The organism is Candidatus Tisiphia endosymbiont of Dascillus cervinus (assembly GCF_964026405.1).
Classification (GTDB): Bacteria; Pseudomonadota; Alphaproteobacteria; order Rickettsiales; family Rickettsiaceae; genus Tisiphia.
In genome coordinates this window covers 306021-321211 of the sequence record NZ_OZ032146.1, presented here as the reverse complement: position 1 = coordinate 321211, position 15191 = coordinate 306021, and the positions used below count along the sequence as shown (strand labels likewise).

16 protein-coding genes are annotated in these 15191 nt (G+C 32.9%); 12 read left to right on the top strand and 4 right to left on the bottom strand.

Translation table 11 applies throughout. From position 1 onward, the window contains the following. Positions 1 to 42: 42 nt before the first annotated feature. The 5 genes from AAGD19_RS01490 to sucD all read left to right on the top strand — a co-directional run bounded on the left by AAGD19_RS01490 (position 43) and on the right by sucD (position 4289). On the top strand, positions 43 to 393 hold the full coding sequence (locus AAGD19_RS01490) for a hypothetical protein (RefSeq protein WP_341748036.1): 351 nt from the start codon (positions 43 to 45) through the stop codon (positions 391 to 393). Positions 394 to 417: 24 nt separating this feature from the next. Then, positions 418 to 1092 (top strand): DUF5394 family protein, encoded by a 675-nt coding sequence (locus AAGD19_RS01485; protein WP_341748035.1) that lies wholly within the window; start codon positions 418 to 420, stop codon positions 1090 to 1092. A gap of 117 nt (positions 1093 to 1209) precedes the next feature. Beyond that, on the top strand, positions 1210 to 2043 hold the full coding sequence (locus AAGD19_RS01480) for a DMT family transporter (protein WP_341748034.1): 834 nt from the start codon (positions 1210 to 1212) through the stop codon (positions 2041 to 2043). A 178-nt stretch (positions 2044 to 2221) separates the two neighbouring features. Continuing rightward, on the top strand, positions 2222 to 3382 hold the full coding sequence (gene sucC / locus AAGD19_RS01475) for an ADP-forming succinate--CoA ligase subunit beta (protein ID WP_341748033.1): 1161 nt from the start codon (positions 2222 to 2224) through the stop codon (positions 3380 to 3382). A gap of 28 nt (positions 3383 to 3410) precedes the next feature. Next, positions 3411 to 4289, top strand: a complete 879-nt coding sequence (sucD, locus tag AAGD19_RS01470) for a succinate--CoA ligase subunit alpha (protein ID WP_341748032.1) — start codon at positions 3411 to 3413, stop codon at positions 4287 to 4289. On the opposite strand, the gene acpS is transcribed toward sucD, so the two are convergent. The 3 genes from acpS to AAGD19_RS01455 form a co-directional block, all read right to left on the bottom strand. Next, complete coding sequence (gene acpS / locus AAGD19_RS01465) at positions 4286 to 4669, bottom strand: holo-ACP synthase (protein WP_341748031.1); 384 nt, start codon at positions 4667 to 4669, stop codon at positions 4286 to 4288. The genes sucD and acpS overlap by 4 nt on opposite strands. Then, positions 4666 to 5058, bottom strand: coding sequence for a DNA-directed RNA polymerase subunit omega (rpoZ, locus tag AAGD19_RS01460; RefSeq protein ID WP_341748030.1), 393 nt, complete (start codon positions 5056 to 5058; stop codon positions 4666 to 4668). Before rpoZ ends, acpS begins: the two co-directional genes overlap by 4 nt. 165 nt (positions 5059 to 5223) lie before the next feature. Beyond that, positions 5224 to 6390, bottom strand: a complete 1167-nt coding sequence (locus tag AAGD19_RS01455; RefSeq protein WP_341748029.1) for a glycosyltransferase family 4 protein — start codon at positions 6388 to 6390, stop codon at positions 5224 to 5226. Between the two features lie 24 nt (positions 6391 to 6414). Here AAGD19_RS01455 and AAGD19_RS01450 point away from each other — a divergent pair, with 24 nt between their 5' ends. From AAGD19_RS01450 to AAGD19_RS01425, 6 genes are all read left to right on the top strand, one after another. Then, a complete protein-coding gene (locus tag AAGD19_RS01450; protein ID WP_341748028.1) occupies positions 6415 to 7179 on the top strand; it encodes an alpha/beta hydrolase in 765 nt (254 codons plus the stop codon). Then, a complete protein-coding gene (locus AAGD19_RS01445) occupies positions 7176 to 7937 on the top strand; it encodes a DUF2608 domain-containing protein (protein ID WP_341748027.1) in 762 nt (253 codons plus the stop codon). Before AAGD19_RS01450 ends, AAGD19_RS01445 begins: the two co-directional genes overlap by 4 nt. Beyond that, complete coding sequence (locus AAGD19_RS01440; protein ID WP_341748026.1) at positions 7913 to 8926, top strand: efflux RND transporter periplasmic adaptor subunit; 1014 nt, start codon at positions 7913 to 7915, stop codon at positions 8924 to 8926. The genes AAGD19_RS01445 and AAGD19_RS01440 overlap by 25 nt, the downstream gene beginning before the upstream one ends. Positions 8927 to 9011: 85 nt before the next feature. Further along, the gene (locus AAGD19_RS01435) at positions 9012 to 9983 is read left to right on the top strand and encodes an SPFH domain-containing protein (RefSeq protein ID WP_341748025.1); all 972 of its coding nucleotides are present in this window, start codon (positions 9012 to 9014) and stop codon (positions 9981 to 9983) included. Positions 9984 to 10130: 147 nt separating this feature from the next. Continuing rightward, a complete protein-coding gene (gene clpP, locus AAGD19_RS01430; RefSeq protein WP_341748024.1) occupies positions 10131 to 10733 on the top strand; it encodes an ATP-dependent Clp endopeptidase proteolytic subunit ClpP in 603 nt (200 codons plus the stop codon). A 1058-nt stretch (positions 10734 to 11791) separates the two neighbouring features. Continuing rightward, entirely contained in the window at positions 11792 to 12343 is a 552-nt protein-coding gene (locus AAGD19_RS01425; RefSeq protein ID WP_341748023.1) for a helix-turn-helix transcriptional regulator, read from the top strand. 51 nt (positions 12344 to 12394) lie between these two features. Here AAGD19_RS01425 and phaZ read toward each other — a convergent pair whose 3' ends face one another. Next, the gene (gene phaZ / locus AAGD19_RS01420; RefSeq protein WP_341748022.1) at positions 12395 to 13639 is read right to left on the bottom strand and encodes a polyhydroxyalkanoate depolymerase; all 1245 of its coding nucleotides are present in this window, start codon (positions 13637 to 13639) and stop codon (positions 12395 to 12397) included. A gap of 184 nt (positions 13640 to 13823) precedes the next feature. Here phaZ and der point away from each other — a divergent pair, with 184 nt between their 5' ends. Then, entirely contained in the window at positions 13824 to 15173 is a 1350-nt protein-coding gene (gene der / locus AAGD19_RS01415; protein WP_341748021.1) for a ribosome biogenesis GTPase Der, read from the top strand. Positions 15174 to 15191 lie beyond the last annotated feature (18 nt).

The window sequence follows — 15191 nt, the reverse complement described above, 5'->3', positions numbered from 1 at the left end:
GAGCAGTATAACAGAAGCTTAATTTAATATAGATAGAGAATTATGATACCTAGCAAGATAGAATTAACTGGTAAAGTCTATATTAAATATGTTGATCCTATACCAGTCCCAAATGTTGGGGATGTTAAGCTTTTATTAAATGATGATGCATTGAGTCTTAACAAAGGAGATTATGATAACTTAAAGTCAAGTGGTTATATTAAAGCAAAAATTTTTGATGGACTTGTTTGGCAAAATATTAATATAAGTGAGTTATATCTTGAAAAAGAACATAAATTTACTAAAAAACAAAAATCTATTGACTCAGCCTTACTGTGCCGAAGTATAATTGAAAAACATCGGGGAGTCACGTTGCACCGAACTTATAGAGGACATTTTACTACTCAAGAATAGACTTCGTAAACAGAGGACTAATAAATGGAAACAGATGACAAAAAACCAAGGGACTCTAGAAAATTGGCAGACCAAATTAAAGATGCATTAGTAGGCATCACTGATAATGAACTTGGATCTGATGAGGCGATGGAAATTTTCAATGAGTTAAGTAAAAACGATGCTTTCGAACAGGAAATAGAACAAATATTGGCTTGTCTTAACGAGCAAACAATGGATCTAACAAAATTACAGACACAGATCATCCTATTAATAAAAAAATATTTAGGTAAAATTGCACACAAGAAATTAGGAAAATTAGGTGTTAAAATTGATGAGAACCTTGTTAGTAAGAATGTTGCTGAAGTAAGTAGTTACTTAATGCAACAACATTCACAATTGGTAAAAGAAGCTAACCGAGGTTTGATAAAATCAAAAGATAAGCTACAAGGCATAAGTAATCAATCTAGATTGGAAGCAAAACGTTTAGTGAAAAATTTTGCTTTATACCAAGTTTATAAGTTCATGAACCCTAAAAGAATAGCTGGAGAAACAAAGGAAGAAAATTTTGCTTATAATATGATTAGAGGGGGGATAGATCTAGCTAAAAAATATGAGGGTGGATCGAAAAATGATCTTAAATCTTATTCTCCAGAATTTATCAAAAAATTAGATAAGGCTCATCAGAATTTTAAAGGTAGTGGCAGGACAATTTATTGATTAAGTTATTGATTAATGCGAGTTACCCATTATGGATTGTTTTATGTTCCAATTGAAGTAGGATTATTTGTATAACCCCAGTTGTCAATTAAATAGGAGTGATGAAGTAGAACCACTATGAAAGCAACATTATATATCTTAAGTTCATTTGGACTTGGAGCAATGAAAGCTAGTATAGTAAAATCTCTTAATAGTAGTATACCTATTTCTCTAGTTGTATTTTTACAATTCTTTCTTTGTGCTATCTTTTTTTTACCAAAAGTTATTAGGTCTCGTGGTCAATTAATAGTATCACAGCGATATTGTGCATTAATTACAAGGGGATTATTGGGGGCAGCATATTGGTATTGCATGTTTTCAGCAGTAAATTACTTGTCTCTTTTCAATGTTAGTACACTTACGAATCTGTCTCCAATTTGGGTACTGCTAATAACGGGTATTTTTACTAATAAATCTATCAAAAATGATCTATTATTTTTAGCAATAATTGGCTTTATTGGCTGTTTATTAATACTGAAGCCATCAGTAGAAATTATAACTTCAGGAATCATTTTTGGATTACTTAGCGGAATATTTATGGCATTAACTATTATATCATTACACAACTTACTAAAAACAGAGACCTCAGATAGAGTATTAGTGTATTATTTTTGGATTTCCTCTCTTATTATGTTACCATTTTTAGTGGATTTTAATATAACACAAGTTTCTTCAAAGGATTGGATATTGCTATTAGTCAACGCTCTGTTGATGCTTTTACACCAAATATTATTAAATAAGGGATTAGAAATTGGTTTAGCTACTGAAATGAGTATACTAGCTTATAGCAGCGTTGTATTTTCTTTAATTTTAAGTGTAGTTATATGGCAGGAAATACCAGATAGTTTTTCAATTATTGGAGCAATAATAATCTCAAGTGGAGTATATATATCTAGGAGACAAAAATCGTAAGCAAAAAGTAGAGTAAGATGAATATATCTATTAGTTTATGCTTTTGCAGGGATAACATTGGTGAATTTTAGATATCCTCAAGACTACTAACGTCTAACAAGTAATAAATGAAGCTTTACAAATTGGCAACATTTGTAGTATAAGAGCCTAGGATTAAATTATTTAAAGAATTATAAAAATGAATATTCATGAATACCAAGCAAAGATGATTTTGAGGCAATATGGTATACCTACTTCTACAGGGGTTGTAATATTGCAAAAAGAAGATATCGATAGGCTAATTGATGGTTTAGAAGCAGAAATATATGTGATTAAAGCCCAAATCCACGCAGGTGGTAGGGGGAAAGCTGGGGGTGTAAAAGTTGTAAGAACTAAAGAAGAGGCAAAGAAAGCAGCACACGCAATGTTTGGCATTAACTTAGTAACTCATCAGACGTCAGCTATTGGGCAAAAGGTTCGCTATCTCTATGTTGAATCTGGGTGTGATATTTTAAAAGAATATTATTTTAGTGCCGTTTTTGATCGTAGTAATAGCAAGGTAACTTTTATAGCTTCTACTGAAGGTGGGGTAGATATAGAAGAAGTTGCTCATAATACTCCAGAGAAAATTATTAAAGTATCAGTTGATCCTGCAACAGGCATACAGTCATTTCATTGTCGTAGAATGGCATACAAGCTTGGTTTTAAGAATGAGCAGGCAAAACAAATGATGAAAATTGTTGAATCAACCTATCGAGCTTTTATAGCAACTGATGCTAACCAAATTGAAATTAATCCATTAATAACAAAAGCTGATGGTAGTTTATTGGCACTTGATGCCAAGATTAACTTTGATGATAATGGATTATTTAAACATCCTGATATTTTAAATATGCGGGATGATGATGAAGAAGATGCTCTTGAAATAAAAGCAGCTAGCCTTGGTCTTAGTTATGTTAAGATGGATGGTACTATTGGTTGTATGGTGAATGGGGCTGGGCTAGCTATGGCTACAATGGATATTATCAAGCTTTATGGTGCTGAACCGGCAAACTTTTTAGATGTTGGTGGTGGGGCTGATCGTGAGAAAGTAACGGAAGCACTAAAAATAATTTTATCAGATTCACATGTACAAGGGGTTTTAGTTAATATTTTTGGTGGTATAATGCGTTGTGATATAATAGCCGAAGGCATTATTGCTGCAGTGAAAGAGATTGGCATTACAGTTCCACTGGTTGTACGTTTAGCTGGGACCAATTTTGAATTAGGTAAAAATATTTTAGCAAATTCTGGTTTAAAAATAATTGCTGCAAATGATTTAGGTGATGCTGCTGTTAAGATCGTCGATGCAGTAAAATAATTCATATAAAAATACGGAAAATGCATATATGTCAATATTAGTTGATAAAAATACAAAAGTAATTTGCCAAGGTTTTACTGGCTCTCAAGGGACTTTTCATTCTGAGCAGGCAATCAGTTATGGTACTAAAATGGTAGGAGGGGTAACTCCTGGAAAAGGTGGAAATACTCATCTAGATCTACCTGTATATAATACAGTACATGAGGCAGTTGCGAAAACTAAGGCTACTGCCAGCGTTATTTATGTTCCACCACCTTTTGCTGCTGATTCAATTTTGGAAGCTATAGATGCAGGAATTAGTTTGGTAGTGTGTATTACAGAGGGAATACCGATACTTGATATGATAAAGGTCAAAAGGGCATTAATCGGATCAAAAACTAGATTAATTGGACCAAATTGTCCTGGCATTATTACTCCTGATGAATGCAAAATCGGCATAATGCCTGGTTATATTCATAAGAGAGGCAGGGTAGGAATTATATCCCGGTCCGGTACTTTGACTTATGAAGCAGTAGCACAGACTACAGCTGTTGGTCTTGGTCAATCTACCTGTATTGGTATTGGTGGAGATCCAGTTAATGGCACCGATTTTGTTGATTGTATTGAAATGTTTTTACAAGATAATGAAACAGAATCGATTATTATGATTGGTGAAATAGGTGGGGATGCTGAGGAAAAGGCTGCTGAATTAATAAAAAGCTCAAAGATTAAAAAACCAATAGTTACTTTCATTACTGGTGTTACTGCTCCTGAAGGTAAAAGAATGGGGCATGCTGGTGCAATTATTTCTAATGGACAGGGTTCAGCTGAAGATAAGTTGGAGGCATTGCAAAGTGCAGGTGTTACTATCACTAGATCGCCAGCTGATATTGGTAAAACTATGTTTGAACTATTAAAGAAGCTCTAAACCTTAGAGGTAATAACTGCAAAAGCTACAGAAATTGGGTAATCGTCTGAAATGGACAAGTGAATTTTGATTTGTCCAAATTTGTTTGGATTTTCAGGATGACAAATTTGGACAAAGGGCTTTCCTAAGGCATCATTTAGTATAGAGATGTCTTTAAATCGTAAACCCCGCCCAATTCCGATACCAAGGGCTTTGCTAACTGCCTCTTTCGCAGCAAACCTTTTTGCCAAAAAACAACCATATTGGTCTTTGTTTAGAGAAGTTAGCTTTTGTATTTCCGTTTTAGAAAGAATTATGTTTACAAAACGCTGGTCATATAGGTTTAATATCCTTTCTATTCTTGGAATTTGTACTATATCTGTACCAACACCAATAATCATTTTTGTTCATCATCACTAACATTATCATCAAATATTTGATCATCTAAATCAGAGTAGTCTTCAGTAACACAAAGATCTGAGCCGCTTGGTAAATAATCAAACTCTTCTACAGCAGTATCAAGGGAAGCATCAGTATTTTCTTCATCAATAGGATCGATTCTGCTTTTTGTTCGAAGACGTTTTAATAATTGTGCCTTTAGGGCTGGAATCGTTATATGGCCAGCAGCTATTTCACGTAATGCCAGTACAGTTGCCTTATCGCCTTTCACGTTATTAATAGTCATTTTACTACCAGAATTTATATCATTTGCTCTTTGAGCAGCTAAAGCTACAAGCTTAAATCTATCGTGAATTTTTCCAACACAATCTTCAATCGTTATCCTAGCCATAATACTCTCTTTTTAATTTTATAAGATATATATACAATAACGGATCAGTATAAAGTATAATTAGTAGATTTCAAGAATAGAATTTTCATTGCCTCTCTAGGGTAGTTTAAAAATCATAGATACAGGTGGAAAGATGTAAGGACACTCAAAGAACTGGGGAAAATATTATGTTTTTTTGAGCATTTCTTTATATAGATCTAAGGTTTTACTAAGCATTAAATCAAGGGAAAAATTATCGATTACTGCTTTTCTTGCTGCTTGTTGTATTTTGTTACCTTCATTGGTTTTGAGTATAGATAAGCAATGTTCGATTTTTTCTGCTAAATCAACAGCATCGTTTGGTTTGACATGAAATCCAGTTTTTTTATCTAATATTGTTTCAATAGCTCCACCTATATTTGTAGCAATTACTAGCTTTTCCATTGATTGTCCTTCAGTTATAGTGCGACCAAATGCTTCTGGCTCAATTGAAGTAGATATTACTATATCTGAAACACCGTAAAGGCTGAGCATATCAGCTTCATTACCAAAAATTTGAATTTTACTTTGTAGCTTCAATAAGTTTATAAGAGATTTTACTCGATTGGTAAAATTGGGATGTTTGGATAAATCTCCAACCATTAGACAGTAGAAATCTAGATGTTTTAATTTGCCAAGTGCTTCAACAAGGGTAAGATGCCCCTTCCAACTGGTCATTCTTGATGGTAACAATATTATAGGAGTATTGTTAGATATACCGTATTTCTTTTTATGTTTTAGTAACTTTTCTTCTGTAACATTTTTTGGATCAAAATAACTATAATCTACCCCTCGATATATTACAACAATTTGATCTTCTAGGATTTGATAATTAATTAATATATGGTGTTTTACAAAATTAGACACAGCTATGATCTTTTCGCCTTTGACCATGACGCTATTATAAAAATGTTTGAAAGGATTCGAGATGTTGTAAATTCCGTGGAATGTTGTTAAGAATTTAGTGCCTGTAGCCTTTGCCGCCATATAACAACTCCAAGCTGGAGCTCTCGATCTTGCATGTACTATATCTACGTTATATTCCTTAATTATTTCTGACAGAATTCTTGCGTTTTTCCATATTGTCAAAGGATTTTTAGTAGCACTATTCATAGAAATATGTGGCACTCCTGCCGCCACTAATTCTTCAACCAATGAACCACCAGATGAGACTACAATAACATTATAATCAACTTTTTTTAACATTTTAGCCACTTCAATTGTTCCTCGCTCTACTCCACCAGAGAATAAAGCTGGAACTACTTGCAAAATAGTGGGTTTATGATATCGTTTGGGTGAATCTGATGAAATCATTAATCTTTTTCATAATTAATTTAAATGCGTAAAATATATAATACAGAAAAGAAAAGATTTATCACTTACAATCATCATGAAAGTAGCAAAAAAAATATGCCATCGGTAATTTTTTTGCATAGCTTGATGTCAGGTATGAATGGAAAAAAGGCTATATTTCTTGAGAATTACTGTAAAAAACGTGATTATAATTTTATCACATTTGATAATTTTGGTCATGGAGAATCATCAGGTAGATTTCTAGATAAAACGATTGGATCTTGGCTTACAGGGGTTGAATTAGTTTTAAATAAACTTGTAGTGCAACCAGCTATTATCATAGGCTCCAGTATGGGTGGTTGGTTAGCCATTCTTGCTGCTATAAAATTTCCTAGTAAAGTTTGTGGTCTTGTTTGTATTGCTCCTGCCCTAGATTTTACAGAAACTATTTGGCAAAACTTAACTGAAATGCAAAAAACACAAATGCAACAACAAAAATACCTTGAGATTAGTGGGCGTAATTGCAACGATAAATATCCAATAAGTTATCAATTAATACTCGAAGCTAGAAATCACTTGTTACTAAATTCAAATAGTATTAATCTTAAGGGAGCTATACATTTAATTCACGGGATGCTAGATGAGGACGTACCTTATACCATCTCAAATAACCTTGCAGAAAAAATTACTAGTGACATGGTAGTGATAAAATTGATAAAAGATGGAGTTCATACTCTTGTACGAGAATCAGATTTAGCTATAATAGCTAATTCTTTGGAAGAAATAATAAACTTATCATTAGAACGATGAATAAACATATATTTGCTAAAATAACTAAAGTTTCCGATTTTTTAAAGATATCGGAAGTAATAGATAAATTAGATCAAGATAGCTTGGTGCTTTTTGATGTAGATGACGTACTTATCATGGATCAAGATGAATATCGCTTAACTCATCCTTATAGGCGGCAGTGGCGTGCTGAAAGCAAAAACCGTCTTACGAGAGAAGAAAGGCATCTTTTATACAGTATTATTTTAAAAAATCGTACTATTCGCTTAGTGGACTATAATATAACTGATATACTAGGTAGATTATGGGAGATGCAAATCCCAACTGCTGCTCTGACCAAATTATATACAGGGAAATTTGGTGTTATTGAGGATTTTACCAATTGGCGTCTTACAGAGCTTAAAGGGATAAATATAGATTTTATGAAATCTACTCCGATAAAGGAGGAAATATTAGTTGATGAATTACATATTGGGGGTGGTGTACCAATGATGAAAGAAGGGGTGATTCTTACAGCCGATGTTGATAAAGGTGCAGTATTAGAGAATATTTTACACAAAAAAAACTACTATCCTAAAACAATAATATTTGTGGACGATATTTTAGAAAATATTGAGTCAGTGGCAAAAATATGTAGCAAATTACAGATTAATTTTTATGGTTTTGAATTTGACGGAGCTTCTTTGATCCCGGAAACAGAACTAGATGAAAAAAGTGAAAAAATTCGTTTTGAGATTTTAGAGAAGGAACATCGTTGGATAACAGATTTAAAACTATAATTATTTTTTTGTGTATATGCATTACTTCTTGCTATGCTATAGCTGAAGAACAAGAGAGTATTGGGGTAAAAGCTACTAAAGTACAAATGGCTGATTTATATAATGTTTTCAGTGTTATAGGACAATGTAAGAGTGGTATGAGTCGTGATTATTATGCAAATGTTTCTGGTAGACTTGATTTAGTATCTACTTCCCAAGGAGGTAAGATCCATCAAGGTGATGTTTTGCTTATTATTGACCAAGGTTTAGCTATGTCAATTAAGTCACAAGCGGAAGTCTCTTTAAGAAAAGCTATGGCTTCTTATAGCCGTGACAAGGAATTATTTGCCAAAAAATATATTAGTAGTGATGTGCTAGAAAAATCTAATAGCGAGTTAGAAGAAGCTAGGCTTGCTTTTGCTAAAGCAATGAATAGTTACAACGATATGGTTCTTATAGCTCCATTTGATGGATATATTGGTATAATAAAATCCAAAATAGGGGATAAGATAAAACAAGGAGATTATCTTTTTAGCATTATTGCTCAAAACTCTACTACTGATAATATTTTAATGGAGCTACCTGAGGGGCTTTATAATCAGGTGTCAGAATCCACTAATTTAGTGATAACCGATAATAAGGGTGGATTAATTAATGGAAAAATTGCTGAAATCTCACAATATGTTTCAGATAATGGTACTATAAGTGCTAAAGTTATCATTGATTCTAATAGTAATATTGTGCATGGAAGCTATGTAAATATAGATCTAATTCTTAACAAACATAGGAATTTAGCTGTGCCTAATCAATCGGTACAGAGTAATAATAAAGGTGAGTATTTTGTATATAAACTCAATGACAATAAGGTACAACAACTTTATGTTAAACTTGGCACTAGTTTAAATGGTTTAACAGAGATTATCTCAAGTGAAATTAAGGAAGGAGATATGGTGGTATTGGAAGGGATTACTAAGATTTATGATGGTAGCGTCGTCAAATTGTTAGATTAACCTGAATTCATATAACAGGTTACATTGTTAAGCATCAACCGCGAACGATGTCACCGAACTAAGATTAAATTAACAGAGGATTAAAATGGAATATATATTATTAGTTTGTAGTATCGTGGCAATTCTTATTATTGTACAGATGGTTAAGGTTGTACCACAACAACAAGCATGGGTTGTAGAAAAGTTTGGAAAATTTGATAGGGTTCTGCAGCCAGGATTGAATATTTTGATTCCAGTGATTCAGAGAGTAGCCTATAAACACACCCTGAAGGAAGAAGCTATTGATGTTACTGCTCAAACAGCCATTTCAAATGATAATGTTACGTTATTAATAGATGGTGTTTTATATGTAAAAATTGTTGATCCAGTCGCTGCATCTTATGGTGTTAATAGTCCATATTATGCTATCACACAGCTTGCACAGACCACCATGCGTTCAGAAATAGGAAAATTACCATTAGATAGGACTTTTGAAGAACGGGAAACATTAAACATCGCTATTGTGTCTGCTATTAACCAAGCTGCAATGAATTGGGGGATACAATGTATGCGTTATGAAATTAAAGATATTCAGCCACCACAAACAATACTTAAAGCAATGGAATTACAAGTTGCAGCAGAACGTCAGAAACGAGCTCAAATTTTGGATTCAGAAGGCAATAGACAAGCAAAAATAAACCATGCAGAAGGTGAGAAGGCTCAAGTTGTATTAAATTCTGAAGCTTCCTATACTGACCAAGTAAATAGAGCTAAAGGTGAAGCTGAGGCAATAGGATTAGTAGCAATGGCTACTGCTAAAAGTATTGAAGTTATTGCCGCATCTATTCAAAAGTCTGGGGGTAATGACGCAGTATCTTTAAAAATTGCTGAACAATATATAAATGCTTTTGGTGAGTTAGCCAAAGATAGCAATACAGTAATTCTTCCGGCAAATCTTTCTGAACCAGGAAGTTTTATAACTCAAGCTTTAAGCATTTTTGATCAGCTAAAATCAGTGAGCAATAAGAAATTGTCTAAGGAATCTTCTATGAAGAAACAAACTAGTGCTAGTGAGTAATTACTTATTTAACTTGAATTCGACATAAAAATAATTATTATTCTAAGCATTTTCGAATGTCAACCCTAACAGGGACTATATTGATAACAAGTTATATCGAACTCAGGTTACAATAATCAGGTTACAATAAATTTAGGAGAAAATTTAATGACGTACGTGCCTATAGTAGTTGAACAAACCCCTAGAGGGGAAAGAGCCTATGATATCTATTCTAGGTTGTTAAAAGAACGTATCGTTTTTGTTTGTGGTCAAATTGAAGATTATATGGCAAATGTAGTGGTTGCACAATTACTGTTCTTAGAGGCAGAAAATCCAGAAAAAGATATTTTCATGTATATTAATTCTCCTGGTGGTGTTGTAACTTCTGGTTTGGCAATTTACGATACTATGCAATATATTAAGCCTAAGATTTCTACTCTTTGTATAGGACAGGCTTGTTCAATGGGTTCTATGTTACTCACTGCTGGAGAGAAAGGTATGCGTTATGCTCTGCCGCATAGTCGTATAATGATCCATCAACCGTCAGGTGGTTACCAAGGGCAAGCTACAGATATAGAAATTCATGCTAAAGAAACCATGAAATTAAAAAGAATGCTCAATAACTTGTATGTCAAGCATACAGGACAAGAACTAGATTCTATTGAAAAAAGTATGGAACGTGATAATTTCATGGATCCCGAAGTAGCTAAATCTTTTGGTCTTGTTGATGAAATCATTACCGATAGAGCAAAAATCTTAGTAAGAAAATAGTTTAAAAGGCTGTTAGATGTTATGGATTCCGCACCGAAATGCAGGGGCAGGGGGCAGGATTATTTTTGTTTCTTGGTTTGTGACGTAGTATTAGATCTAGCAAATACTTTAAACTCATCAAGTAGTATTTTAAGATGCAGATTTATATCTTCTAACTGAAAGGTAGCATACAATATGTGATGTTCTTTCTTAACTGTACTATTAGCTAGCTCTGTGGTTCTTTTGATGTAGAGCTGCTATTTCATTTTGTGCTTTGATGTAGACGTTAGAGAAATCCTTGCAAATAACCTCGATCTCGCTATAGGTTAATCTGATGTTATTAAGCCATTTGATCGAGAGGAGGATTAAGAGTATCTGTCCGATGATTATGCTGAATGCTAAAATAGCCAAGGTCAATATTTGGTAATTCATATGTTACTTCCTTTGTTGCCTAGGATTGTGCTTGTTCGCTTAGCCTTTCGCTAGATAAGCTTGGCTGATTGATTGCTGCTATAGGACTGTGAAAATAATAAGGGTTGATTTGGCTAAGAAATTTGTATATAATCATAGTATACTTCAATAAAAGGGTTGTTATTTAAATAGTATTTGATGCTATTTGATTAATTCTACTAGTAAGTACTTTTGAGCCTGTGAAACTTTTCGGTACTTACCAGTTGACTGTAATATTCAATATAATACTTGAGCTTTATTTAAGGATAGAGCTGAAGTATTATATTGGCTTTTTTAGTTTGAGATTTATAGCTAACCCGATTAGCATTACTCCGTCATTGCGAGACCACGTAGTGGTCGTGGCAATCTAGAAAAATTAAATTGGATTGCTTCGTCGCTACTAAAGTAGCTTCTCGCAATGACGCCAATTTATATGGCTAAATACTAATCGGATAGCTAAACCAAAATGTGTATTTTGGTTTTAAAAAAATAGTCAGTAGTTACTAACCTCTTTTTTTTTGGTCCCATCCTATTTTTGGGAGTTTATTATAGTTATTTGGGGTTGTCAAGAAGAATGTGTCAACAGTTGATATATTTTTTATTTTTACTTAATCCATGAATTCTTAGATATGACTCTTGTTAAAGAAATACAAAAATTTTTAGGATTAAAATTTGAAATACTCAAATTGAAAAGAAGAGATTTCTCTGAGGGTAGTGGGATTCCTTATAATAATATTACTAGTATTATGAATGGATTAAGGTCTAATCCCCAAATGCATACTATACTGAAAATAGCTAACTACTTTGACTGTTCTATAGATGAAGTTGTTGGCAGAAGTGAATATATTCCATTATTACAAGTAAAAGGAAGATTTAAGGATTTATCACTAGATGATATTAATAATAACTTAAAAAAATTCTTAAAAGATAAAGTTGTTAAGCAAGATATAAATTTTTATATTTTAGGAAAAGAAATTGGATTTAATTATTCAATTCATAATTTTATTAACGGAAGCCGAGAACAAAAAAATTTAAATAGTCAAATTATAGTAGCCCTAGCCGATTATTTCCAAGTATCCCTAGATGAAATGGTTGGTAGAATTGCTCCTACTAAAGATACTGACAATACTAAATTTTCTGAACAAAACTTTAATAGTGATCCTGATCTGAATAATTTATAGCTAACCTGTGATTTTTAAATTACCATGTCATTTTTGGCAACAAAACCTAATTCAATTTTGACAACTATATATAAAATCCTTAATTATCGGTACAATAAACTGTTTGAATTTGCTACCACTAAATAAGCCGTAATGCCCAACTCCCTTTTGTAAATGATATTTTTTCATTGTCATAGGAATACCGGAACACAAATCTAATGCAGCTTTAGTTTGTCCAACCGCAGCTATATCGTCATTCTCGCCTTCGATACCTAGTAAAGCACAATTTGTTATATTTTTTAAATGAACTTTACGATTTTTTGAGACAAATTCATCTTTGGCAAGAGCAAAATCTTTAAATACTTCTTGTATTGTTTGGAGATAGAATTCCGATGTTATATCCATAGTGGCTAAATATTCATCATAAAATTTTATGGTATGATTAGCTTTTTCAAGGTTGCCATCTAGCAAATTTTGTAGTAAATCCAAATGCGAATTAATATGCCGAGGAATATTTAAACTGATAAAACCCATAAGTTGTAAAAACCCTAGATAGACATTTCTTCCGTAACCAGGATAGTTAAAGGGGACGGATGTAATCATCATTTGGCAAAACCATTGCATGCTTTTATGGATTGCAAACAAGTCAACATCTGTAGGATTAAGCCTTGCATCAATAGGTCCACCTATCAGAATCATTGACCGCGGCACATTTATATCATTATTTGTAGACATTATACTAATGGCAGCTAGAAGGGGGACTGTTGGTTGGCATACTGCCATAGTGTGCAGATTTGGTCCTAGAAACGTTATAAACTCAATTAAGTAGTCTATAAAATCATCTAAGTTAAATTTACCAAGTTGATTAGGTATAGTGCTTGCATCAAGCCAATCTGTAATATATACATCTGCATAGGGGAGCATTTCAGTTACAGTGTCCCTAAGTAAAGTAGCATGGTGTCCTGACATTGGAGCAATTATTAATAACTTTGGCATTTCTTGCTTAATACCAATTTTGCTAAAATGCTTTAATTGACAAAATGTTTTAGTAGCAACTGTTTTTTCTTTAACAACATAAGACGTACCATCAATAATACATTCATTAATGTTAAATTCTTGCTTCTTGTATGTTCTAGTCATCCTTTCAGCAAGTGTCAAATATGCTAACATAACGTGAGTATAGCCGCTATCTTTTACAGGATTATTACTATTTTTAAACCACTGCTCTAAAATTTCTATGTTTGCTCGCATTGGAATAAGCATAGTTTTAAAGGCTTCTAGTGCATAATAAAGATTATTAGAACTGCCATTATGCATAATATTTGTCCTTTAGAAGTCTGTTTATGCTTTAATTTTATATAATTAAGTGTTAATAATATACTCAAATACTGCAATATTCAAATGATTTACCCCAATTTGGGATAAGAATTTATCAATTCTTATCCCGAATTTGCGTATTTGAGTATTAGTGCTAATGAATTATTATGATAATATAAAGGTGATGCATAAAAAAATTGTGGCGATTATTGGTAGACCCAATGTAGGGAAGTCTACGCTCTTTAATCGTTTGGCTATCAGGAAAAAGGCTATCGTACATGATCTCCCGGGGGTAACACGTGATCGAAAATATGCTGATGCTCAAATTGGACCATTCGATTTTACGGTAATTGATACTCCTGGTTTAGAAGAAGCGGAAGGTGCGAAATTAGAATATAGAATGATGCAGCAGACTGTAGAAGCCATTCTAGAAGCAGATTTACTATGCCTTATGGTGGATGGCAAAAATGGTGTATTACCGGAAGATAAGTTTTTTGCTAATTTTATCAGAAAATATGATAAAAAATCTGTGTTGATTGTCAATAAATGTGAAGGACGGTTTGATTTTGCTAAAGAATACTACAAGCTTGGTTTTGATAATGTAGTGCCAATTTCTGCAGAACATGGTGTTGGTATGGCAGATTTACACGATGCAATAACTGAAAAATTAGGAGATGAGGAACTAGAGGAAGAATTAATCGACCCAATAAAGGCTGACTATATACAAATAGTGGTGAGTGGTAGACCAAATGCAGGAAAATCTACTTTTATTAATAGTATTATTAATAATGAAAGATTGTTAACAGGACCTGAAGCCGGTATAACAAGGGAATCTATAGAAATTGATTGGCTATATAATGATAATAAATTTAAATTAATTGATACGGCTGGTCTAAGAAAAAAGGGAGCTATTAACAAGTCCTTAGAAAAATTATCAGCTTCTGATACTATTAATAGTATTAAGTTTGCTAATACTGTTATTCTGATGGTTGATGCACAAATGAATTTGGAGCAACAAGATCTAAATATTGCTAGTTATGTTATAGAGCAAGGCAGAAGCCTGCTTATAGTAGTTAATAAGTGGGATTTAATTGAAGGGAAAAATAGAGATAAATTTAAGGAAGAATTTCTTTATAAGATGGAAACCAATCTACCACAAGTTAAGGGAGTATCGATAATATTCATATCAGCCTTAAAAAAGCAGAATATTAATATGGTACTAGATGAGGCTATAAAAGTTTATACTTTATGGAATAAAAAAATTGCTACTAGTAAACTGAATAATTGGTTAGGTTTTGCACTCGAGCAACATCCGCTGCCCTTACAAAAAGGTGGTAGACGTGTTAGAATTAAATATATGACCCAAACAAAAACTCGCCCACCAACTTTTAAACTATTCTCTAATAATCCTGAGAAAATCACGGATAGTTATACTAGATACCTTGTAAACAACTTGCGGGAAGCTTTTAATTTACCCGGTGTGCCAATAAGATTTACTTATACTAAAACTGAGAATCCATATGTAAAGTCATAGGTCTAATATGAGTAGAGT